Source organism: Leucobacter luti (genome assembly GCF_019464495.1).
Classification (GTDB): domain Bacteria; phylum Actinomycetota; class Actinomycetes; order Actinomycetales; family Microbacteriaceae; genus Leucobacter; species Leucobacter luti_A.
The window spans coordinates 189,343-212,521 of record NZ_CP080492.1; the positions used below are offsets into that span (position 1 = coordinate 189,343).

Here is a 23,179-nt window from a genome sequence, read left to right on the forward strand (position 1 = left end):
GCAGATCAGGTGCCAAGCTGCCAGACCGAGCCGTCGTGTTCGTCGGTCCCATGGCAGCAGGGAAGACCAGTCTCGGCAAGCGGGTCGCGCGCGAGCTCGGTGTCCCGTTCGTCGACACCGACGCAGTGTTCGTGCGGGCGCACGGCCCCATCACTGAGTTCTTCGCGTCACACGGAGAGGCCGAGTTTCGTCGGCTGGAGGCCGAAGTGATCGCGGCGGAGCTCGCGGTTCCCGGGGGCCGTATTGTTGCACTCGGCGGTGGCGCTGTGCTCCGGGAGAGTACGCGGAAACTGCTCGCAGCTCACCCTGTAGTGCTCCTCATGACGACCCAGGAGGCCGTGCTACGGACCGCGAATCTCGCCCGTCGCCCGCTCCTGCGCGACGATCCAGAGGCGTGGGGCCGGATCCTTGCTGAGCGGAAACCGCTGTATGACGAGGTCGCCGACGTGACGTACCGCACTGATCGCGCAACGAAAGAGCAACTTGCACGCCGTGTCGCCCAGTGGGCGCGCAGTTTCGGAAAGAAGCGCGGGCTGAGTGCCGGCGGCGAAGCAGCAACACCGAAGAGGAGCGAATCATGACCGAGCAGCAGGCAACCGAGATTCAGGTCACGGGGGAGAGCGAGTACAGCGTTCTGGTTGGCCGCGGTGTGATTGACCGAGTGCCTGAAGTGCTCGGAGACCGTGTGGCAAAAGTGCTCATCGTGCACACGCCAACCGTCGGCAAGATAGCTTCTGATCTGCGCGACGCGCTGCAGGGTCGATATGACCAAGTGCTGCTCGCGGAGGTGCCAGACGCCGAATCGGCAAAGCGCGTCGAGGTTGCCGCATTCTGCTGGCAGATCCTCGGCCAGTCTGACTTTACTCGCACTGACGCCGTGATCGGTCTCGGTGGCGGGGCCGTCACGGACCTTGCCGGTTTTGTCGCCGCGACGTGGCTGCGCGGAGTGAAACTGGTGCAGATCCCCACGAGCGTGCTGGGGATGGTTGACGCGTCTGTCGGCGGCAAGACCGGGATCAATACCACCGAGGGTAAGAATCTCGTGGGCAGCTTTTATGCGCCCGCGGGTGTGATTTGCGACCTTGATCTGCTCGACAGCCTGCCGCGCAATGAAGTACTCGCCGGGTTCGCCGAAATCGCGAAGTGTGGCTTTATCGCCGAACCGGAAATCCTGGAGTTGCTTGAGGCCGACGTCGACCGCGCGACTGATCCAGCAACGCCGGAGTTCCAGCGCCTGGTCGAACTTGCGATTGGGGTGAAGGCGCGGGTTGTTTCCGAGGACTTCCGTGAAGGCGGCCTGCGAGAGATTCTGAACTATGGACACACGCTGGGACATGCAATTGAACATGCGGAGCGCTATCAGTGGCGTCACGGCGTCGCAATCTCGATCGGCATGATGTATGCGGCCGAACTCGGGCGAATGGCAGGAGCACTCTCTGACGAGGCCGTCGATCGTCACCGTCGGATTCTGTCCTCGTTGACACTGCCGTTGCACTATCCGGCCGGGCGCTGGCAGGGGCTGCTCGCCACAATGCAGCGCGACAAGAAGGCCCGTGCTGGGATGCTGCGATTTATTGTCCTCGACGATATCGGCAAGCCACGTGTCCTTGCCGGCGTCGATGATTCCATGCTGCAGTTCGCATACCAGGAGATCGCGAGCTAGCTCCCAATTCGCTTGGGGCAAGCGGTATGGGCATGTGTTTTGGTGTGACCGAATATGACATTCAGATGTGCATGTCACCCATAACTCTCGATACATTGTCGTAATGCGCGGCGACAGGGCCGCGTCACGTCTGTTACCTCGGGGGAACACCATGAGTCTTCGTCGCCACATTTCCGGAGGAATCGCTCTGCTCGCCAGCGCGGCTCTCTTGACCGGATGCGCGTCCGCTGCGAGCACAGAGGGGACGGGTGATCCGGCAGATGCACCGAAGATTACCTTCCTGTACTCGCCGTACGCTGACTACGCTCCGTTCTTTATCGCGGAGGAAAAAGGCTACTTCGAGGACGCTGGCATCGACGTCGAACTGATCTCGAAGAGCGGTAGCTCGGGCGAGACCTACCAGCAGGTCAGCACCGGCAGTATCGTTGCCGGCGGCGCGACCTGGGGTGCAGGCCTGTTCAATGCGACGAAGGCCGGCGCATCGATCTCCGTCATCGCGAGTGTGTCGCGGATCCCGGATGAGGGGAAGAACCCCGCTCCGCTGATGGTTTCCGAGCAGTCTGGTATTACGGATCCGAAGCAGCTCAAGGGTGCCAAAATCGGGATCCCCGGCGACGGTGGCTTCGGCATCTACTCCGTCTACCGCGCACTCGATTCGGTCGGCCTGACCCTCGATGACGTCGAGCTCGTGAACCTCACGCCCGGCGACATCCCGCCGGCGCTTGCGAATGGCTCGGTCGACGCGAGCTGGACGATTGAACCGATCTCGTCTGCAATCGCGGATAAGAAGATCGGCCACGAGATCTTGGATGTCGGCTATCACTCCGGCGTTGAGCTCGGAGCCTTGGCCTTCAACAGCGAGTACGTCGACAAGTACCCCGAAGCGGTCACCGCGTTCACCGCGGCATACCTGCGCGCGGTGCAGGAGCTTGAGGCTGGGGGCTGGGACGATCCTGCGGATCAGGCGATCATCGCGGAGTACACCGACCTTCCCGTGGAGACGCTGCAGTCGATCGGCCTGACCGTGCAGGATCCTGAAGGTGCAATTGACTGGGAGGACGTTGCCCGTCAGGAGCAGTTCTTCCGTGATCGCAACACCCTCGAGTTCGAGGGCGACTCCGGAATCCAGGACATTTTCCGCGCCGATATCCTGAAGCAGGCCGTCGCACAGGCCGGAGAAGCCACCGCAGAATGAGCGGAATCTCGATCCAGAATCTGTGGAAGGCGTTTCCGAGCGCCGAGAACCGCGACGACGTACTCGTCGCGGTGCAGGATGTGTCTCTCGAGGTAGCCGAGCGCGAATTTGTGTGCGTGCTCGGCCCCTCGGGATGTGGCAAGAGCACGCTCCTGCGCGTCGCCGCCGGCCTTGAGCAGCCCAGCCTGGGCACCGTCGAGACCGACTCGCGACCATCAGTGGTGTTCCAGGAGCACGGTGTGTTTCCCTGGCTCACCGTGGCAGAGAACGTCGCATATCCGCTCAAGTTGCGACGTATGCCGCGTGCCCAGCGGCGCGATCGCGTGGCCGAACTGCTTGATCTCGTGGGACTCACGGACTTCGCGAGCTACTATCCTGCGCAGATTTCAGGCGGGATGCGCCAGCGCACGTCAGTCGCGCGCGCGCTCGCTGATGACGGCAATGTGTTGCTGATGGATGAACCCTTCGGCGCGCTCGATGAGCAGACCCGTGTCGCGCTGCAGCAAGAACTGCTCCGGATCTGGGAACAAACATCGAAGTCGGTGCTGTTCATCACGCACAGTGTGGATGAGGCGCTGACGCTCGCCGATCGCGTTGTCGTGATGTCTCATCGTCCCGGCCGAATCATCGAGGAGATCGAGATTCCATTCGGACGCCCGCGTGACATCAAGGCGTTGCGTCTCGATCCGCGATATGCGGAGATCACGGTGCGATTGTGGGATCTGCTTGAGCAGCGTCCCGAGCAGGAGGAGGCCGCGTGAGCGCCCAGGTGCAGCCAGGAGTGCCCGTGTCCACCGGGGGCGACGACATTCAGCGTCGACTTGCACACGCCGTTGAACGTGAGAAGGGTTCCACGTGGGTGCGGCGAATCGGCCCGTTCACCCCGCTCCTTTTGATCCTCGTGTGGGAAGTACTGAGCCGGTTCGGCGTGCTTGACGCGCGATTCTTCCCGGCGCCGAGCTCGATCGTGGAAACCTTCATCAAGATGCTGCTCGACGGCGTACTGATCGAACACGCCGCGATGACGCTCTCACGCATCGCGGTCGGCTTCGTGCTTGGTGCGATCCCTGGCGTGCTGCTCGGCGTGCTCCTCGGCTCGGTGCGGCCGCTGCGCCAGCTGCTGGAACCGATCTTTGCGAGTCTGCTCCCGATCCCGAAAGTCGCGATCTTCCCGCTGCTGCTGCTCATCTTCGGGCTTGGAGAGACCAGCAAATATGTGATCGTTGCAATTGGCGTCTTCTTTTACCTGTTCTTCAACACGATGAGCGGCGTCATGCAGACACCCCCGTTGCTGGTGGACGTCGCTCGCGCCAACGGTGCAACCCGCATACAGCGCTGGTTCACCGTGTCGTTCCCGTATGCGCTCCCCTCAATTTTCACCGGTCTGAAACTGGCGACTGGAGGCGCGTTCGTGATTATTGCCGCCTCGGAGTTCGTGGGCTCCCAGAGCGGGCTTGGATATCTGATCTGGAGTTCGTGGTCGACGTTTGCGGTGTCAAAAATGTACGTCGGAATCGTTACGATTTCAGTGCTGGGGTACGCCGCGACGGCACTTGAAAGCTTCATCGAGCGCCGCGTGGTGCCCTGGGTGAAGTACTGATCGGAGCGATGATGACCACGCACACTGAGGTTTCGGGGGAGGAGCTCGCCGACGCGATTGGTGAGGTGCTTGCTCCGGGGCTCGCCGCCACGACTGGCGGAAGGCCTGCCGATGTCGCGCTCGCTGCGCGCTGGCTCGTGCAGGCTGAGAGCCTCGGATTGCACGGATTTGGGATTGACATGCTGCTGCGGGATCTAGACAGGCTCCCACCCCGCGTGAGCCCTCCGGCGCAGCTGTCGAGCCCGGCCTCTGCGGTCGATTCGATCGATGCGACCGGAATTCCCGGCCCGCTTGCTCTCGCGCTCGCCGTCCGCCGCGCGGGAGAGGCCGGTGCCCAGCACGGCGTCGGAATCGTCGGGGTGCGAAATGTGGGGGCTCTGGGCGTACTCGGGTTCGGCGCTCGTCATCTGGCTGGCGCTGGGTACGTGGCGTTGCTTGCGGCCCAAGCTCCCGCGATGGTCGCACCGTGGGGCGGCACAGCTCCGGCAATCGGCACGAATCCTCTCGCAATCGCTGCTCCGCGCGCGAATGCGGCCCCACTCGTCGCCGATTTTGCGACCGCTCCGCTGACCCTCGCGGAGTTGCGCGAATACAGGAGCTCAGGCGCGTCTCTTCCTGATGGGGTCGCACTCGATGCGGCGGGCGTGGCGACCACAGACGCGGCCCGTGTGGCAGCGCTGCTGCCCGAGAGCCTCCTGGGGTCGCTCGGTGGTTTCCTCGTCGAACTCCTTGCAGGCGTCGCAGTCGGCGGGCGCACCGCTGTCGGGGAAGCTGCGCAGGGACGCGGCGCGCTGGTGCTCGCACTTGATCCGGCCGCCGCGGGTGGGGCTGAAACAGCTGTCGATACTGCTCAGCTCGCAGAGGATTGGCGCGCCGCGGGCGGACACGTGCCACAGCGCTTTGACCACTTGCCCGTTGACGCGACCGCTACGGCGGCGCTTCCGCGCCATGTCCGGGTGTCCGCGGCGAGCTATGCTGCACTTCGCGCCGCGGGGGCGCCATCGTGAGCGGGGGGTCGTTCACACTCAGTGTCACGCCCGAGATCGGCTTGCTCACCGAGCGGCGGAGGATCCGTGTCATCGGGGCAGTGCCTGGTTCGCTCGTGACGTTGCGTTCCGAAACACTCCGCGGCGATGAGCTGTGGGCGGCGCAGGTGACGCTTGCCGTTGATGCAGCGGGATCTGTTGATCTCGACGAGTCGGCCCCGGTTTCCGGAGACTTCCGTATCGCGGACGCCATGGGCGTGTTCTGGGCACAGCGTCGCGAGACGCACAACGGGGGAAGTAGTGAGCCTCACGACGTCACCGCTCCGCTCGTGACCCGGTTGCGCGCGTGGGCAGAACCGGGGACAGGGTATCTCGACGTACCTGGCCTCGGCGTGGTTGCCCCAGCCGGTCCTGAGCACGCGGTGGAAGTGCGCATCGAGCAACACCTGCTTGCCGCTGAGGTGCTCCGTACGGAAGTGCGAAGCGACGGACTCGTGGGCACGCTCTTTCGCCCGGCAGGCGAGGGGCCATTTCCGACGCTGATTGTCATGAACGGATCCGGCGGCGGCATCAACGAAGCGCGCGCCGCACTCTACGCGGCCGAAGGAATCCAAGCTCTCGCGCTCGGGTACTTTCGTGCACCGGGATTGTCGCACTTCATTTCCAGGACGCCGCTCGAGTACTTCGAGCGCGCGCTCGACTACGTGACGCGCGAACTCGATCCACAGGGTGGTGCAGCGCTCGTGAGCGGCCAGTCACGTGGCGGGGAGCTCACGCTACTGCTCGCAGCGAGATACCCCGAACGGATCATTGGCGCAGTGGCATTCGTGCCCGGCGCGTTTGTTTTTGGCGCCCAGGGTGCTGCGGATCCGTCGGACGGCTGGAATGGGCCGACCTGGACTGCCGCGGGCGATCCACTCGAGCATCTGTGGCACGACAACTCGGGGGTAACGTGGCAGCCGTGGGATGACGCTCCTGCGCCAACCCGGCACGCGGATGTGTACGTTGACGGGCTGCATGACCGTGAGCTTGCCCGGAGCGCGCGGATCCCGATCGAGCGCTTCTCAGGGCCGGTCGCCTGTATCTCAGGACTTGACGACCGTGCGTGGCCGTCGAGCTACGCCTCGCGGCTCGCGCTCGATACGCTCGCGCGGCACGGTCACACCGCTGAGCGGCTCCATCTGGACTACGTCGATGCTGGGCACGGGATCACAATCCCGCATCTCCCGAGCACTGAAATAGCTCGAACCCATCCGGTATCTGGCGTGCACTACTCGAACGGCGGGACGCCGCAGGGAAACGCTCGCGCCAGCGCCGAATCGTTCACAGCCGTGTGCGCGTTTGTGCACCGCACGGCGAAGGCACGTGCTGCGCAACACCACTTCTCACAGACCTCAGAAACAAAGGAGAACTGATGCCGACGAATGAGCATCTTGCCGGACAGTGGCGTGAGTGGCGTCACACGCGTGTCTCGGAGCTCACACGCCCGTACGGCTGGACGGCCCTCGTAGCGCAGTTCTGGCTTCACGAGGGGGCGGCAGATGTGGAGCTCGATGGGCTTCCTGGTACCTGGTCCGTCAACGCAGGGCGCGTACTCTTTACGCCCCCAGCCACGGGACCAAATCTTTCAGTGAACGGGGAGTACCCCACCGCGCAGATCGAGATTCCCACTGGTCGGAATCAGACTTACGGTCACGGCGCGAGCGTGCCCGTGTACTTTGGCGACCGTGAAGTTGAGACAGTGCCGCGTACCAACGATGCCGGTGACCGGATTCTCGGTGTCCGCGTGCGGGATCCGCACGTTTCGGTGCGCGCGGAAGAGATTGGCCTCACCGCCTTTGAGTACGATCCTGCGTGGAGGATCCCCGCCGTGTTCACGCCGAGTGCGCGAAACGATGTCGAGGCAGTCACTGTTGAGACGGGCGTGCGTGAGACCACCACTCAAATCGGCACGCTTGCGTTCACCGTGGCAGGTGTGAGCGCCGAGGTGGTGCTGATCGGCAAGGATTCAGCCAATGGGGTGCAGCCTGTTGCACACGTGCGCGATCGCACGAGCGGGCCAATCAGCTACGGCGCTGGCCGTGTGATCGAATTGCAGTTTTCAGAAGACGGCGAGGGCCGGATCGACTTTATCGACTTCAACTATGCGCACGCTCTGCCGTGTGCGGTGACGAATTTTGTGACCTGCCCGCTGCCCCCGCGCCAGAACAATCTCGAGTTCGAGGTGCTGGCAGGCGAGAAGAAGCCCGAGCACGATGTGGCGCGCCTCTTGACCTACGAAGCCTAGTTCGCTCGCTGGCCCGGTCCCTCATCTCACCTCAGCTTGGTGAGATGAGGGACCGACACCGGCGATGGCAGCGTCCCGAGCGTGCCGAGAATCATACCCCAGCAGCACTGCGGTGATGCTGCACGCCTGAATTTCAGACGCTGGCGTGGCGCAGACAGCCCGGACTCGCGCAGAGCGGTCGCTATCCGAGCCGGAAGCCTTGGCCCTCCAGGATGAGTGCCAGCACGCGTCGATCCTCCCGGTGCATCACACCCTCAACGAAGCGCGTGAGTGCGCGATCGAGTGACACCGCTCCGGCACTCGCGGACACCTTCTGCACGATGGCAACGAGCGTACGTGGAGCGATCACTGATTCCTCAAGTCCAGGCCGGCCATCGATTTCTCGCTCGGTGCTGACGTACTCACCAAAGCCGCCACTCACTGCCCCAGCGAAAACCTGCTGGCTGATGAATGCAGCGCGCGCCACCCGGTTCAGCGCATCGGCTGACCACTCCGGAGGCAACTCGCCGTCGCGATCCACGATTGCCGCAGCCGCGAGCAACCCGTTCTCAACAGGGAACGCTTCGAATGCCGTGCCGGTATCTGGGTAGTGGACTCGGTAGCTATGTGCGCCGAAGCGATTGACGAGCTCTGCACTCAGGCGATCCAAGCCGCGGTACCGATGCGGAGTTTGCTCGTTCGCGGTGGCAATGATCGCAAACCCAGGCTCAATCCGCACTTCTCGTCCCGCATCCTCCTGGACCCCCAGCACATCTCCGGGCCGGAGCTGCAGGATGCGGTTCAAGCGCTTCAGGAACTCCGCTGGCATTGCGTTCACCTCGTCGAGGATGACGGGTCGCCCCTCAGCCATCGCACGCAGCAGCGGACCCGGTGTGAACACAGACACCGTCGCACCCTCGACCGCACGAAGCTCGTGACTGCCGATCAGCTGTGCTGCGGTGATGTCGCCATATCCGGAGACGAGTTCGGGCTCACGCCCCAGAGTGGTTCGTGAGAGGTGCTCGGCGAGCGCAGTCTTCGCACCCCCGGTCTCTCCGAGGAGCAGCACCGGGTCGCCACGCATGATCGCGGGGCCCGCCTCAGCGATGATTCCGCGCATCTGCTCCGTCATCAGTAGCCCCGAGCGAAGCTGTTCGCGCGCCTCGCGCAGCCGGAGTGTGCCGAGCGCGGCAAGCGCACCGTCACGTCGCGCGGCAGATGTGATGTCCGCCGCCGTGGTGAGACCAGCGGACTGCGAGGACTCGGACCTGAGCCGCGCGACGCGCGTACGTTCTCCGGCAGTAAGGCCACGTCCCTGGGAAACGGCGTGCGCCACTATTCCGTCCGCAGTTGCAGCGCGAGATCGTGCCTGGAGTTCGGCCTTTCGCTCGGCGACGGCGAGCCGGAGTGTGCCAGCGCGCTCAGTGAGGGCCTGGTCTATGGCTTCGCGGTTGGCCTGCACCCGCAGCACGTCGGTAAGGCGCTCTTCAAGTGCGGTTCGTTCTGCGCGCAACGCGCGGACCGTAGCCGAAGTCGAACCGGTCTCTGCGGGCACCACAACTGCTGGGGCGACGGGCTGAGGAGCAACACTGGCTTGCTCTGCGGCGAGTGCGCGCAGCACGCGTCGCAACTCGGTGGCGATCTCGCTGGCCTCGGCGAGCACCGGATTGGCGTCGAATGTGAGCATGCTCGTCACGCTATCACTCGGCTCGACGGATAGTGTGAGGGGATGGACAGTGACACCGGTTCGGAGTTCCGTCTGGGGGAGCTCAGAGCGCAGCTCACCGCTGCCGGCGCGATCCTGGGGGTTCCCATTGTCGTCACCGATGACGATGGCTGGGAGATCAGCGCTGGTGCACTGCGTGTGGGCCTCGGGTGGTACGCCGCGCGCGGACACGGTGACACCGAGGCAGTGGCCCTGGCGCTGTTGCATCTGTGGGAGGGCCCTCGCAGTGCACGGCTTGAACCAGCCAGAGCTCGGCGCCGGAGTTCGATTGGAGCACAGCGTCCGGCCGCGGTGCCGCTGCTTGATACAGTGTTGCGACTGCAAGCCGCGGCTGAGTTGCGGCAGGGCATGCCGGGCTTGCGCGCCCCGCTGGACGCGGCGATCACCCGGGTGATTCCCGCTGATGTGAGCGTGTTTCCGCGACACGTGCAGTTCGTTGCTGCGGTACTGCTCTGGGGGACTGCTGGTGGAGCGGATCCGCGTCTCGGGGCGCTCATTGGAGCACTGGATAAGTCGGTACGCAGCGAGCTTGAACGGCTCGCCGGTCTCGCGAGCGGGGCGACCGACGTACTTCGTCGGATTACTGCGCCGGATCCGGATCGTCCAGCGTTGCTCCGGTTTGAGCGCGCGCTTGCACTCCTGCTTCCACCATACGAGCGACTTCTCGCGCTCGATGTCGCTGACCGTGGGCTTGACCGTGGAGGGGGCGACGCACCTGCCCTGGCTGATGCCGGTGCTGGAGTGGAGACCGGGGCGGGAGCGGCAAGCGATGAGCTGGACGGAATGGCTGCAGAAGACCCCGCACACTCTGACGCCGATCCCGGTGATATCGCCGCTGCGGCGGAAGAGCACGCGCGCCCGGGCAACGGGAAGGACGACGCGGAAGGTGCAGACCTTTTCGCTGCGGAACACGCTGGCGCAGTGGAGACGATGCTGTCGACCCCCATGCCGACCAGTGGCGCTTTGTTCGACGCGATCCAAGAGCTCAGCGTCGATCCCGCGGGAGTTGACCCCGAGGGACAGCGGGATCTCGGAACCGCAGGAGCCGGGGGACCCGGCGCCATCGGGCTGACCGCGCTCACCGAGTATCGGGCGAGAGCGGCAGCGCTCAGTCCAGCGATCGAACGCATGCGCGAGCTCTGGGCGCGCGTGATCACTGATCGGGTCGCGCTGCGTCCAGGGTTGAGCCGCCGGCCGCAAGCAGAAGGCGAGGAATTGGCGATCGACGCGCTCCCCGCGGCCGTCGCGCAGGCACTCGCCGGGGTCGCCCGCCCGCAGGCGTACCGGAGCCGGGTCTCTCGACCTCGTCGTACGCGCCGCACGGGGAGCACGGACTATGTCTTCCTCGTCGACCGATCGGCGTCGATGCAAGGCCCCATCGCTGCCGCGGCTTCCGACGCGATGTTGATCATGCTGGAGGCCTTGAGCGCTGTGGAACGGGACGTTCGACACGCAGAACGGGCTGCCGGAAGCTCGATTGAACTCGATGTACGCACGTCGCTGCTGGTGTTTGACGCGGAGGTCACCGTGGTGAAAGCGCTCTCGAGTGGACTTGATGACGCTGTGCGCCGTGAGATCGACGCAGCGATCCGATCCCCCCGTGGGTCAACCAATGACGGCGCCGCGCTCCGTGCTGCTGCAGAACAGCTGGGCATCTCGCCGGCGGGGCACGCCGTGGAGGGCGCGGCCCACGACGGCCTTGAACGGAAACGTATGGTCGTGCTCATCAGTGATGGCGGGTCGAACGATGCAGCCGCAGCAGCTCGTGAACTCCGGGCGCTCCGGGCCGCCGGAGTGCAGGTCATCGGGTGCGGCTTCGGGAGCGATGAGATGACGGATCGCTACGCGCCAGAGGGGCGCCGCGTGAATCGCCCCGATGAGCTCGCGGAAACGCTGCACGAGCTCATTGCTGGCGAGCTCGGCTGAGCGATGCTGCGGGAGCGTCGCGCTCGCAGCACGAAGCCAGGGGGCGAGTGAGCTAGCGTGAGGGGAGCGTCCCGGACGGGACTGAAGGGAACAGCGAGATGGAACAGACATCAACCACTGCAGAACAGTTGCGCTTGGTTCGCACGCTCTTCCCCGATCTGGCGGCGAGCTACGATGCCGCAGCTGCGGCGAACGCGGAAGATGCGAGCGCGAAATTCGATGATTGGCTGGATCGTGAGGCTGGCGCGATTCACGCGGGTGCCGCCTTCGGCTCTGGAACGGATCCGGAAGTCACGCGGCGGTGGGAAGCGTCCTTCCACGCGGCCCGCATCGTGGCAGACCTCGCAGACACCGTGCTCCCGGAACCGGAAGCATTTGCGGCAGCTGGGGCGGATCTCTCTCGTCTCGGAACCCTGCTCGCGCAGCGCCCCGATCTCGTTGCCGTCCCTGCTCCCTACGGCATGGGTGCGGAGCACTGGCGCCGCACGTTCGTGCGCGCTGCGCTCGAGTATCCCGGCGTACTGGGAGGAGAGTCAGAGGGTTCCCCGCTTGTGCTCGCAACTGATGCTGAGCGCGGCTTCGCGGCACTCGACCGAATTCCGGAGTCTGCGGGAAGCCCGCCAATCGTGGCACAGCGCAGGGACGATGGACGATCCCTGTGGTGGACGCTGCGCCTGATCCCAGCAGGCTCTGCGCCGTCGGTGCTCGGTCTCAGTTTCGCGCAGGGTCCCCATGTCTCGCTGCCTGAAATGCTGATGCTCCAACTCATGCGCATCACCGAGCAGCTCGAGCCGGTCGACACCGGCACGTTCACGTGGCTTGCCGGTTCCATCGCGGACGGCCGCTTGGCCGCGCGGCACGTGTACGACGCGGGTGAACGCGTGATTCGGATCACCTGCCGCGAGGTGGGGAACCAGGGTCCGCACCTGGGGGCGCGCCCGCCGCAGGGGTAGCAGGACGGCGAGCTAGCTCCAGCTGCTGACCGCGGAGTCGCGAGTCGAGGGGAGCCGAGTGGAACGACCCCACTCCAGGATCTCCTCGGGCACCTGCATCTCATCGGTGTTGGCGCCTGTCTTCTCGATGAGTTCTGATACGGGGACAACTCCGCCGGTTCGGCGCAGGATTCGACCGCGGACAATGGCGCGAGCGTACACTTCGGGCCGCCGTTCGGCATTCGGCCGCACAAATCGCTGCTCGATGTACACGGCTTGATCGTCAAACCCGAGCAAGCGTGACTCGACCCAGAATCTTTGCCACGGGTTCAGTGATTTCCGATAGGAAATGGTCTGGCCGACCACCACTGCGTACCAGCCCTCCTGAGTAAACACGTCCCACGCGCCGTTGCGCTTGATGAGGTCAAAGCGGGCCACATCCATGATCGACAGATACTTTCCGTTGTTCATGTGCCGCAGGATGTCCAGGTCAGTTGGCCAGACACGGAATCGGGATCGGGTCATATCGCCGAGCGCCACGCGGGAAGCCCGGCCCCCGACGAAAAGCTGGTGCCAAAGGGTCCGGAAGATCATGTGCATCCTGTGATCCTATGGCTGGGCACGAGGAGCGCCGCAGAATTTGTGGGGTGTCTCAAGCGCGAGAGCGGATCGCCGGCGCGGCGCTGTGCGGATGCGCCGAGTCTGCCGGCCGAGGCTCGTGCGGTGAGCGGATCGGCAGGACCTGCCGGAGTACAGCAGGAGTGGGAGCCCGTGGTCTCCAGTCTGCGCTCAATCCTCGCCCAGGGCGGCGTGTAGACTGATTCGGCGCGCTTCCGCGCTCGTACTTCAGAGAACCCGGAGAACCACTGCATGGCAACCTCGAACGACATCAAGAACGGCACCGTTATCAAGGAGAACGGTCAGCTCTGGAGCGTGATCGATTTCCAGCACGTGAAGCCGGGCAAGGGTGGCGCGTTCGTCCGCACGAAGCAGAAGAACGTGGTCTCCGGCAAGATCATCGATAAGACCTACAACGCAGGCGCGAAGATCGAGACCGCGAACGTTGATCGCCGTGATTTCCAGTACCTGTACCAGGACGGTGAAGACTTCGTCTTCATGGATCAGACAGACTACGACCAGATCACGGTTTCGGCTGTTGTGGTTGGGGACGCCTCCAAGTACATGCTCGAGAGCCAGCAGGTGCAGATCGCGCTGCACGAGGGCGAGCCCCTCTACCTCGAAATGCCGGCGTCGGTCATCCTCGAAGTGACCTACACCGAGCCTGGCCTGCAGGGCGATCGCTCCACAGGGGGCACGAAGCCCGCGACGGTTGAGACTGGCGCAGAGATCCAGGTGCCGCTGTTCCTCGAGACCGGCACGAAGGTCAAGGTAGACACCCGCACGGGTGACTACCTCGGCCGAGTCAACGACTAGTCTCCGTGTCAGCACGAACGAAAGCACGCAAGCGCGCGCTCGACATGCTGTATCAGGCCGATTTGCGGGGAGAGTCCCTCGCCGCAATCGTCAACGCGGAGGCCAAGCGGGCTGCGAGTGAGCCCGATCGGGCGGCCTCCTGGTTGTACGCGCGCGAGATCGTCGACGGGGTCAGTGACCACCAGGACGAGATCGACGAGCTCATCATGAGCTACGCGCAGGGGTGGACCCTCGAGCGGATGCCTCACATCGACCGTGCGCTGCTCCGGATGGCGTCGTGGGAGATTGTCTTCAACTCAGAGGTGCCGACTCCGGTTGCCATTGACGAGGCGGTTGAACTTGCCAAGGAGTATTCAACTGACGACTCTGGTCGTTTCGTCAACGGAGTGCTGGGCCGCGTCGCGGACCACTCACGAGACTAAACAGGCGGTGCGGGCGCCCGACACGGCGCCCGCACGTCACTTCGCTTCAGATCCGGTATGCTGATCCGGATAGCTTTTCTTTAACTCCCGTCCTGTGAGGCGGAGAAGGGGGGCTCGAATATGGGTACGCGTGTAGTGCTGGAAAGCGCTGAGATCTCGCGGGCGCTGACTCGAATCTCGCACGAAATTATCGAGGCGAACAAGGGCGTTGACGGCCTTGTTCTGGCTGGAATCCCAACGCGTGGCACCTTTCTTGCCGCCCGGATTGCAGACATCATCTCGCGGATCGAGGGACGTTCAGTTCCGACCGCAAGCCTCGACGTCACGCTCTATCGTGACGATCTCGCGCAAAACCCGACCCGCACCCCGCACCCCACCGACATGCCGGCCGTGGGTATCGACGGCTGCACCGTCGTGCTGGTTGACGATGTACTCTACTCGGGCCGAACGGTGCGTGCGGCGCTCGACGCCCTGAACGATCATGGGCGCCCCAAGGCGGTCCGCTTGGCTGCACTGATCGACCGCGGCCACCGCGAGTTGCCGATTCGCGCGGACTACATTGGCAAGAATCTCCCCAGTGCGAAGCACGAGAGGATTTCCGTGCGCCTTGTGGAGCACGACGGGATCGACGAAGTGACGATTTCTTCCGACGACAGTGTGGGGGATCGCGCATGAGGCACCTCCTCGACACCCGCACGCTCAGTCGTGAAGACGCGATCCTGATCCTCGATACTGCCGAGGATATGGCCGCGACACAGCAGCGCGAGGTCAAGAAACTTCCGACGCTGCGTGGCAAGACTGTCGTGAATCTGTTCTTCGAAGACTCGACACGCACCAGGATCTCCTTTGAGGCTGCCGCGAAGCGCCTCTCCGCAGACGTCATCAACTTCACCGCGAAGGGCTCCTCAGTTTCGAAGGGCGAGTCGCTGAAGGACACGGCGCAAACACTACAGGCTATTGGGGCCGACGGCGTGGTGATCCGGCATCCTGCCTCCGGTGCTCCGGCGCGGCTCGCCTCCAGCGGGTGGATCGACGCTGGCGTGCTGAACGCGGGGGACGGGACTCACGAACACCCCACACAGGGGCTGCTCGATGCGTTCACGATGCGGCGTCGCTTGTTTGGCGCTGCCAGCCGGGGCCGCGACCTCGACGGGGTCTCCGTCGTGATCGTCGGCGACATCGCCCACTCGCGCGTCGCGCGCTCCAACCTTTGGCTGCTGAACTCGCTCGGAGCCAACGTCAGCTTCGTGGCACCCGAGACGTTGCTGCCGTATGGCGCACGCGACTGGCCGGTCACGAACCACCATTCGCTCGACGAGGCGTTGCGAGTCGAACGACCCGACGTCGTCATGATGCTCCGGATCCAGAGCGAGCGGATGCACGCTGCGTTCTTCCCGAATGAGCGCGAGTACGCCCGCAACTGGGGCCTCGACGACGCCCGGCTGGCCAGACTCTCGGAGCGAGCAATCGTGATGCACCCCGGCCCCATGAATCGCGGTCTGGAGATCTCATCGCGCGCCGCAGATTCCTCACGTTCCACGGTGCTTGAGCAGGTCACGAACGGTGTATCCGTGCGCATGGCCGCCCTGTACCTGCTGCTTTCAGGCGAACGCGGCACCCAGACAGAACACGCCCCAACTGACTCCCGTGAAGGAGAGACCGTATGACCGCGAATCCCAGCATCCTGATCCGCGGGGTGCGCCTCGCATCCGAACTCACGGAGCGCGGTGCAGACTCAGCGAGTGCCACACCGGTCGACCTCCGCGTGAGTGGCGACCGCATTGTCGAGCGGGGTGTCGGGCTGACAGCGCAGAGTGATGATCGCATCATCGACGCTGCGGGTCTGATCGCCCTGACGGGCCTCGTGGACCTCCATACACACCTGCGTGAACCCGGGTTCGAGCAGTCCGAGACGGTCTTGAGCGGCACGAGGGCAGCAGCGGCTGGCGGCTTCACCAGCGTGTTCGCGATGGCAAACACGCTCCCGGTGCAGGACACAGCCGGCGTGGTCGAACAGGTCCAGGCGCTCGGCGACGCGGCTGGCTACGCCACCGTGCGCCCGATCGGCGCGGTGACCGAAGACCTCGCGGGGGAGAAGCTCAGCGAAATTGGTGCGATGGCGCAGTCTCGCGCACAAGTCCGCGTGTTCTCTGATGACGGGAAGTGCGTACACGACCCGCTGCTCATGCGACGCGCCCTCGAATATGTGAAGACGTTCAACGGAGTCATCGCGCAGCACGCACAGGATCCACGTCTCACGGAGGGTGCGCAGATGAACGAGGGTGCGCTCTCGAGTGAGCTGGGACTCAAGGGCTGGCCCGCGGTCGCTGAAGAGTCGATCATCGCCCGCGATGTGCTGCTCGCCGAGCACACGGGCGCGCGGTTGCACATCTGCCACCTCTCGACCGCCGGCTCGGTCGAGGTGGTGCGCTGGGCGAAGGCCCGGGGCGTGCAGATCACGGCCGAGGTCACTCCGCACCACCTGATCCTCACCGAGGAGCTCGTCCGCAGTTACGACGCGCGCTACAAGGTGAACCCCCCGCTGCGCCGCGAGGAAGACGTGCGTGCACTGCGTCAGGCCGTCGCCGACGGCGTGATCGACATCATCGCCACCGACCACGCCCCGCACCCGCTCGAAGCGAAAGAGTGCGAGTGGGACGCCGCGGCGTTCGGCATGGTTGGGTTGGAATCGGCGCTGCCGATTGCGCTCGCGACGCTGATCCAGGAGGGGCATGTGAGCTGGGCGGAGCTCGAAACGCTGCTGTCCCAGCGCCCCGCCCAGATTGGCGGACTCGCGGGTCACCCGACAGCGCTCGACGCAGGTCAGCCGGCTGATCTCGTGCTCGTCGACCCGAGCGGCACCAGCACGTTCGACCTGAGTGACCTCAAAGGCCTCAGCGTCAACTCGCCCTACCTCGGCATGGAGCTTCCCGGCAGGATCGCGTTCACGATCCGACGCGGATATCTCACCGTTGACGCAGGTGAACTCGTCGATGTCGACACGGCGGCGGCGGCCGGCCGCGCCGCTGGCGCTCAGCAGGGCGTAGCGACGGAGGTGGCCGCATGAGCCGCACGAGCTTCATCATCCTGATGGCTGTGATTGCACTTGTCTTTTTCGTCGGGATGTGGATCGCCTGGCGCGGTCGCACCAAACGAGACTCAGGGGCCGTGGTGACCGGTGCGCCGCTCGTCGGAGAGGAACTCGCGAGCTTCCCGCGCGCGAGCTACGTTTCGACCACGCCTCTCGGAGCACCGTTCGAGCGTCTCGCACTGCCTGGCCTGCGCTACAAGGGCTTCGCTGAGCTCATTGTGCGCCGCGACGGCGTCTCGATCGCTGTGACCGGCGAGGCACCTGTGCTGATCCCATCCGCACAGCTGCTCGGCAGCGGCACCGCGGCGGTGCGCGCCGGAAAAGCCGTTGACCGCGACGCACTCTCGCTCGTCCAGTGGCGCACAGCGCCGCAGGACGGCAGCGCTGCGCGCGAGGTCGAATCCAGCTTCTTGCTTGCTGATCCGGCTGCCCAGCATCGTTTCGCTGTGGCCATCGCCGAGGCACGCTCTCAGACCAACACCACTCACCCCACGATCCAGGAGGAAGCGTGACCACGAATACGACCGAAGTAACGGTGCCACCAGCAAATGCAGTGCCCACGGGCGCTGCTGTGCTGGTACTCGAGGACGGCACCCGATACGTAGGCCGCGCCTACGGTGCGGTCGGCCGAACGCTCGGCGAGGTCGTGTTTTCTACCGGCATGACCGGGTACCAGGAGACGCTGACGGACCCGTCCTACGCTGGCCAGATTGTGCTCATGACGGCGCCGCACATCGGCAACACCGGCGTGAACGACACCGACATGGAATCACGCAAGATCTGGGTGGCGGGCTTTGTCGTCCGCGATCCCGCACGCCGCGTCTCCAACTTCCGCGCACAGCGTTCACTCGACGAGGATCTCGTCGGTGACGGAGTCGTGGGGATCTCCGGGATCGACACCCGCGCGGTGACGCGCCGGATCCGCTCGGTCGGCGCTATGCGCGCTGGCGTCTTCTCGGGTGCGGAGTTCGAACTGTCTGACGACGCGCAACTGGCACTCGTGCGTGAGCAGGCCAGCATGGCGGGCAAGAACCTCTCGCAGGAGGTCACGACCCCTGAGCGCTACGAGGTGCCCGCTACCGGGGATGTGGCACGCGTCGGCTCAATAGCCGTGCTGGATCTCGGCATTAAGCGGGCCACGGTGCAGTACCTCGCCGAGCATGGCTTCGATGTCACCGTGCTCCCGGCGCACACGTCGGTCGAGGAGTTCCGGGCGCTCGCCCCCGACGCGGTGTTCTACTCGAACGGTCCAGGCGATCCCGCGGCGAGCGACGCACAGGTCGTACTGCTGCGCGAACTCCTGCGTGACGGCATTCCCTACTTCGGAATTTGCTTCGGAAACCAGTTGCTCGGCCGCGCGCTCGGCTTCGATACCTACAAACTGCCGTTCGGTCACCGCGGAATCAACCAGCCCGTGCTCGACAAGCGCACGGGACGCGTTGAGATCACTGCGCAGAACCATGGCTTCGCCGTCGACGCCCCGATCGAGGGCGAGACGAATTCACCCGAGGGCTTCGGCCGGGTACAGGTCAGCCACATCAGCCTGAACGATCAGGTCGTCGAGGGTCTCGAGTGCCTCGACATTCCGGCGTTCTCGGTGCAGTACCACCCTGAGGCCGCTGCGGGCCCGCACGACGCCTTCTATCTCTTCGACCGCTTCCGCGCACTGGTCCAGGACCGCGCCGCAGCCGCCGACACCACCACTCAGGGAGCCTAGGAAGTATGCCCAAGCGTTCAGACATCAATTCCGTTCTCGTCATTGGCTCTGGCCCGATCGTCATCGGCCAGGCGTGCGAGTTTGACTACTCAGGCACCCAGGCGTGCCGCGTGCTCCGCGAGGAAGGCGTCCGCGTCATCCTCGTGAACTCAAACCCCGCCACGATCATGACGGATCCCGACTTTGCCGACGCCACCTACGTGGAACCGATCACGGCCGAGGTCATCGAAACGATTATCGCGAAAGAAAAGCCTGACGCGATCCTCCCGACCCTCGGCGGTCAGACGGCACTCAACGCGGCCATGGAACTGCACGAGCAGGGCATCCTCGACAAGTACAACGTCGAGCTCATCGGTGCGAAAGTTGACGCCATCCAGAAGGGCGAGGATCGTCAGCTGTTTAAAGACATCGCGATTGCCGCCGGAGCCGGTGTCGCGAAGTCATACATCGCGACAACTGTGGAAGCCGCGAAGGAGTTCGCGAAGGATCTCGGTTACCCGCTCGTGGTGCGTCCCTCGTACACGATGGGGGGCCTCGGTTCAGGCTTTGCCTACACTGAGCCGGAGCTGGTGCGGATCGTCACCGATGGCCTGCACTACAGCCCCACGACTGAGGTGCTGCTCGAAGAGTCGATCCTCGGCTGGAAAGAGTATGAGCTCGAGCTCATGCGCGACACCAAAGACAATGCTGTTGTCGTCTGCTCGATTGAGAACGTCGACGCCGTCGGCGTCCACACGGGCGATTCGATCACCGTTGCCCCTGCGCTGACACTCACGGACCGCGAGTTCCAGGACCTGCGTGACATCTCGATCGACATCATCCGTCGGGTTGGCGTCGACACCGGCGGCTGCAACATTCAGTTCGCGATTGATCCGGTCGACGGACGCATCGTCGTCATCGAGATGAACCCTCGCGTGTCACGCTCCTCGGCGCTTGCCTCAAAGGCCACCGGATTCCCGATCGCAAAGATCGCCGCGAAGCTTGCAATCGGGTACACGCTCGACGAGATCCCGAACGACATCACGATGAAGACGCCAGCGTCCTTCGAGCCGGCGATCGACTACGTCGTGGTGAAGACTCCGCGTTTCGCATTCGAGAAGTTCCCCGCAGCAGATGACACGCTGACCACCACCATGAAGTCGGTGGGCGAGGCGATGGCGATCGGCCGGAACTTCACGACCGCGCTGCAGAAGTCGCTGCGTTCGCTCGAGAAGCGCGACACCTCATTCCATTGGGCGCCCGTGGCGGAGAGTGACGTCGCCGCGCGCGTCGCTACGCTGCTCGAAACGATGAAGCGCCCCACAGATGGCCGGATCGTCGATGTGCAGCAGGCGCTGCGCCTCGGTGCGACGATCGAGCAGGTCTTTGAATCCACGAAGATTGACCCATGGTTCCTCGATCAGATTGTGCTCATCAACGAAGTCGCTGAGTCCGTGCAGCGGGCACCGCAGCTCACGCTCGATGTGCTGCGCGAAGCTAAAGATCACGGCTTCTCCGACGCACAGCTCGCGGCAATCCGCGGCGTCTCCGAGTCAGAGATCCGTGGCCTCCGCCACGGACTGGGCTTGCGCCCGGTGTTCAAGACCGTTGACACCTGCGCCGGTGAGTTCCCTGCGCTCACGCCGTACCACTATTCCTCGTACGATCTTGAGACCGAGGTCACTCCCTCGGATCGCAAGAAGATCGTGATCCTGGGCTCCGGCCCAAACCGCATCGGCCAGGGGGTCGAATTCGACTACTCCTGCGTGCACGCCTCGTTTGCGCTGTCCGAAGCTGGCTACGAGACGATCATGATTAACTGCAACCCCGAGACCGTCTCGACGGACTACGACACCTCCGATCGCCTGTACTTCGAGCCGCTGACGCTCGAAGACGTGCTCGAGGTTATCCACGCTGAGCAGGCTTCGGGCACGCTCGTTGGCGTCGTGGTGCAGCTCGGTGGGCAGACGGCGCTGGGCCTCGCACAGCCGCTGAAAGACGCCGGAATCCCCATCCTCGGCACGACACCCGAGGCGATCGACCTCGCTGAGGAGCGCGGTGCGTTCTCAGGAATCCTCGATCGCGCCGGCCTCGTTGCCCCGCGCAACGGGACGGCAATCGATAAAGACGGAGCGATCCGGATTGCTGAGGAGATTGGCTACCCGGTGCTCGTGCGCCCGTCATTCGTGCTGGGCGGTCGCGGCATGGAGATCGTGTACGACACCGATTCGCTGCACGGCTACTTCGATCGGATCGAGGGCCACGCGCTCGTAGGCCCGGGGCACCCGCTGCTCGTGGACCGGTTCCTCGACGATGCGATCGAGATCGACGTCGATGCACTGTACGACGGTGAACAGCTCTACGTTGGTGGAGTCATGGAGCACATTGAGGAGGCTGGCGTGCACTCGGGTGACTCAAGCTGCACGCTGCCCCCGATTACGCTCGGCCACGACCAGATCAACGCGGTGCGCGAGGCAACGCTCGGGATTGCAGCGGGCCTCGGCGTGCACGGCTTGCTGAACGTCCAGTTCGCCATCGGCCAGGGTGTCCTCTACGTGCTCGAAGCCAACCCGCGCGCATCCCGCACCGTTCCCTTCGTTTCTAAGGCACTCGGGATTCCGCTCGCGAAGGCCGCCTCGCGTGTGATGGCAGGCGAGACGATTGCTGACCTCATCGCTGCTGGTCTGCTGCCAGAGCGTGATGGCTCGCGCGCGCCGATCGATGCGCCGATCGCTGTCAAGGAGGCTGTGCTTCCGTTCAAGCGTTTCCGCACGAACGAGGGCCTCGTGGTCGACTCGCTGCTCGGGCCGGAGATGCGCTCGACCGGTGAAGTCATGGGCATGGACCGTGACTTCCCGACTGCGTTCGCGAAGAGCCAGTCGGCGGCTGGCAGCGAGCTTCCGGTTTCCGGCACGGTGTTCCTGTCTGTAGCGGATCGCGACAAGCGCTCAGTGGTGCTGCCTGCGCTGCGCTTGCAGGAACTGGGCTACCGGATCCTTGCGACGCAGGGCACCCAGGTGGTGCTCGCACGCAATGGCATCACCTCGGAGGTCGTGCGCAAGCACTCACTGCAGGCAGAAGGTGACACGATCGTTGACCTCATCAACCGCGGTGAAGTTGACATGATCGTGAATACGCCGTCCGGCAGTTCGGCTCGTGCCGATGGCTACGAGATCCGTGCTGCGGCCGTGGCCGCGGACAAGCCGATCTTCACGACCGTATCCGAGCTGTCCGCAGCTGTCGGCGCTGTCTCTGCACAGAAGCTGGGCTTCGACGTGAAGTCACTGCAGGAGTACGAAATTGATCGTGTTGCGGCTCGGGCCGTGGCAGCGCAGGAGGCGACGGCACGATGACCACTGTTTCGTTCGGGACCCGGCTCGCGTCTGAGCTCGCTGCGAAGCGGCACTTGTGCGTGGGCGTCGATCCACATGCACCGCTGCTGGCTGACTGGGGGCTCGCAGACGACGCGGCCGGGGCCGAGCGAATGGGGCGCGAAGTGGTCGCCGCCGCTGCTGGTGTCGCTGCCTGCATCAAACCACAGGTGGCGTTTTTCGAGCGCTTCGGGTCCGCAGGCTACGTCGCGCTCGAGCGCGTGCTCGCAGACGCACGTGATGCAGGACTGCTGGTGATCGCCGACGTCAAGCGCGGCGATATCGGCACGAGCTTTGCTGCGTACGCCGATGCGTGGCTGCGTCCCGGGTCACCGCTGGAGGCCGACGCAATGACGGTGGTCGCGTATCAGGGTTTCGGGAGCCTCAGCGGGGCATACGACCGCGTCCGGCACGACGGGAAGGGCCTGTTCGTGCTCGCGGCAACTTCGAATCCCGAGGCGCGCGACGTGCAGCTGGCGCGGCGTTCCGATGGCCGCAGCGTTGCTGAGGCGATGGTGGCTGACGCTGTCGCCTTCGACACACCCGGAGACGACCACGTGAACTCGATCGGCGTCGTACTTGGGGCAACACTCAACCTCGCCGACTTCGGCATCGACATCACAGTGCCGCCTGCGCGGCCGGCGTTGCCGGTGCTCGCTCCCGGCTTTGGGTTCCAAGGGGCGCGTGTGGAGAACGCCGGAACAATCTTTGGAGGCCTGGGATGGGCGTTGCTGGCGAGCGAATCTCGCAGTGTGCTGGCCGGAGGCCCCATTGGGCTCGCGACACGGGTACGCGACCGCGCAGAGGCCGTGGCAACTGCGCTCACGGTGTGACACGCTTAACGGTGTGACAGGTTTGGGGGCAGGAACGA

21 protein-coding genes are annotated in these 23,179 nt (G+C 64.6%); 19 read left to right on the forward strand and 2 right to left on the reverse strand.

Annotated features, from left to right (window positions below; genetic code table 11):
- The first annotated feature begins 35 nt into the window (after positions 1 to 35).
- From K1X41_RS00875 to K1X41_RS00910, 8 genes are all read left to right on the forward strand, one after another.
- A complete protein-coding gene (locus K1X41_RS00875; RefSeq protein WP_258566597.1) occupies positions 36 to 581 on the forward strand; it encodes a shikimate kinase in 546 nt (181 codons plus the stop codon).
- Positions 578 to 1,663 (forward strand): 3-dehydroquinate synthase, encoded by a 1,086-nt coding sequence (gene aroB, locus K1X41_RS00880; RefSeq protein WP_220175104.1) that lies wholly within the window; start codon positions 578 to 580, stop codon positions 1,661 to 1,663. The genes K1X41_RS00875 and aroB overlap by 4 nt, the downstream gene beginning before the upstream one ends.
- Before the next feature lie 151 nt (positions 1,664 to 1,814).
- The gene (locus K1X41_RS00885) at positions 1,815 to 2,858 is read left to right on the forward strand and encodes an ABC transporter substrate-binding protein (protein WP_165875583.1); all 1,044 of its coding nucleotides are present in this window, start codon (positions 1,815 to 1,817) and stop codon (positions 2,856 to 2,858) included.
- On the forward strand, positions 2,855 to 3,619 hold the full coding sequence (locus K1X41_RS00890) for an ABC transporter ATP-binding protein (RefSeq protein ID WP_132203135.1): 765 nt from the start codon (positions 2,855 to 2,857) through the stop codon (positions 3,617 to 3,619). The genes K1X41_RS00885 and K1X41_RS00890 overlap by 4 nt, the downstream gene beginning before the upstream one ends.
- Positions 3,616 to 4,458, forward strand: coding sequence for an ABC transporter permease (locus tag K1X41_RS00895; protein ID WP_132203137.1), 843 nt, complete (start codon positions 3,616 to 3,618; stop codon positions 4,456 to 4,458). The genes K1X41_RS00890 and K1X41_RS00895 overlap by 4 nt, the downstream gene beginning before the upstream one ends.
- An 11-nt stretch (positions 4,459 to 4,469) precedes the next feature.
- A complete protein-coding gene (locus tag K1X41_RS00900) occupies positions 4,470 to 5,465 on the forward strand; it encodes an Ldh family oxidoreductase (RefSeq protein ID WP_220175105.1) in 996 nt (331 codons plus the stop codon).
- A complete protein-coding gene (locus K1X41_RS00905; RefSeq protein ID WP_220175106.1) occupies positions 5,462 to 6,859 on the forward strand; it encodes an acyl-CoA thioesterase/bile acid-CoA:amino acid N-acyltransferase family protein in 1,398 nt (465 codons plus the stop codon). Before K1X41_RS00900 ends, K1X41_RS00905 begins: the two co-directional genes overlap by 4 nt.
- Positions 6,859 to 7,731 carry a DUF1684 domain-containing protein gene (locus K1X41_RS00910; protein WP_220175107.1) on the forward strand — a complete coding sequence of 291 codons (873 nt, stop codon included), beginning with the start codon at positions 6,859 to 6,861 and terminating at the stop codon, positions 7,729 to 7,731. Before K1X41_RS00905 ends, K1X41_RS00910 begins: the two co-directional genes overlap by 1 nt.
- Positions 7,732 to 7,912: 181 nt before the next feature.
- Here the strand turns inward: K1X41_RS00910 and K1X41_RS00915 are convergent, their stop codons facing one another.
- Complete coding sequence (locus K1X41_RS00915) at positions 7,913 to 9,397, reverse strand: AAA family ATPase (protein WP_258566598.1); 1,485 nt, start codon at positions 9,395 to 9,397, stop codon at positions 7,913 to 7,915.
- Positions 9,398 to 9,439: 42 nt separating this feature from the next.
- On the opposite strand from K1X41_RS00915, the gene K1X41_RS00920 reads away from it, so the two are divergent.
- Both K1X41_RS00920 and K1X41_RS00925 read left to right on the forward strand, forming a co-directional pair.
- On the forward strand, positions 9,440 to 11,362 hold the full coding sequence (locus K1X41_RS00920; RefSeq protein ID WP_220175109.1) for a vWA domain-containing protein: 1,923 nt from the start codon (positions 9,440 to 9,442) through the stop codon (positions 11,360 to 11,362).
- Positions 11,363 to 11,460: 98 nt separating this feature from the next.
- Entirely contained in the window at positions 11,461 to 12,315 is an 855-nt protein-coding gene (locus K1X41_RS00925) for a hypothetical protein (protein WP_133617404.1), read from the forward strand.
- A gap of 12 nt (positions 12,316 to 12,327) precedes the next feature.
- Here K1X41_RS00925 and K1X41_RS00930 read toward each other — a convergent pair whose 3' ends face one another.
- Entirely contained in the window at positions 12,328 to 12,888 is a 561-nt protein-coding gene (locus K1X41_RS00930) for a thioesterase family protein (protein ID WP_258566599.1), read from the reverse strand.
- Positions 12,889 to 13,164: 276 nt separating this feature from the next.
- Here K1X41_RS00930 and efp point away from each other — a divergent pair, with 276 nt between their 5' ends.
- The 9 genes from efp (at position 13,165) to pyrF (ending at position 23,141) form a co-directional block, all read left to right on the forward strand.
- Positions 13,165 to 13,728 carry an elongation factor P gene (gene efp, locus K1X41_RS00935; protein WP_132203153.1) on the forward strand — a complete coding sequence of 188 codons (564 nt, stop codon included), beginning with the start codon at positions 13,165 to 13,167 and terminating at the stop codon, positions 13,726 to 13,728.
- Between the two features lie 5 nt (positions 13,729 to 13,733).
- Positions 13,734 to 14,150 (forward strand): transcription antitermination factor NusB, encoded by a 417-nt coding sequence (gene nusB, locus K1X41_RS00940; protein WP_132203155.1) that lies wholly within the window; start codon positions 13,734 to 13,736, stop codon positions 14,148 to 14,150.
- Between the two features lie 120 nt (positions 14,151 to 14,270).
- Entirely contained in the window at positions 14,271 to 14,825 is a 555-nt protein-coding gene (pyrR, locus tag K1X41_RS00945; protein ID WP_132203157.1) for a bifunctional pyr operon transcriptional regulator/uracil phosphoribosyltransferase PyrR, read from the forward strand.
- The gene (locus K1X41_RS00950) at positions 14,822 to 15,817 is read left to right on the forward strand and encodes an aspartate carbamoyltransferase catalytic subunit (RefSeq protein WP_220175111.1); all 996 of its coding nucleotides are present in this window, start codon (positions 14,822 to 14,824) and stop codon (positions 15,815 to 15,817) included. The genes pyrR and K1X41_RS00950 overlap by 4 nt, the downstream gene beginning before the upstream one ends.
- Entirely contained in the window at positions 15,814 to 17,217 is a 1,404-nt protein-coding gene (locus K1X41_RS00955) for a dihydroorotase (protein WP_220175112.1), read from the forward strand. The genes K1X41_RS00950 and K1X41_RS00955 overlap by 4 nt, the downstream gene beginning before the upstream one ends.
- A complete protein-coding gene (locus tag K1X41_RS00960) occupies positions 17,214 to 17,753 on the forward strand; it encodes a PH-like domain-containing protein (protein ID WP_133617400.1) in 540 nt (179 codons plus the stop codon). The genes K1X41_RS00955 and K1X41_RS00960 overlap by 4 nt, the downstream gene beginning before the upstream one ends.
- The gene (carA, locus tag K1X41_RS00965) at positions 17,750 to 18,958 is read left to right on the forward strand and encodes a glutamine-hydrolyzing carbamoyl-phosphate synthase small subunit (protein ID WP_220175113.1); all 1,209 of its coding nucleotides are present in this window, start codon (positions 17,750 to 17,752) and stop codon (positions 18,956 to 18,958) included. The genes K1X41_RS00960 and carA overlap by 4 nt, the downstream gene beginning before the upstream one ends.
- A 5-nt stretch (positions 18,959 to 18,963) precedes the next feature.
- Complete coding sequence (gene carB, locus K1X41_RS00970; protein WP_132203165.1) at positions 18,964 to 22,290, forward strand: carbamoyl-phosphate synthase large subunit; 3,327 nt, start codon at positions 18,964 to 18,966, stop codon at positions 22,288 to 22,290.
- Positions 22,287 to 23,141 carry an orotidine-5'-phosphate decarboxylase gene (gene pyrF / locus K1X41_RS00975; protein ID WP_132203167.1) on the forward strand — a complete coding sequence of 285 codons (855 nt, stop codon included), beginning with the start codon at positions 22,287 to 22,289 and terminating at the stop codon, positions 23,139 to 23,141. Before carB ends, pyrF begins: the two co-directional genes overlap by 4 nt.
- Positions 23,142 to 23,179: the final 38 nt, after the last annotated feature.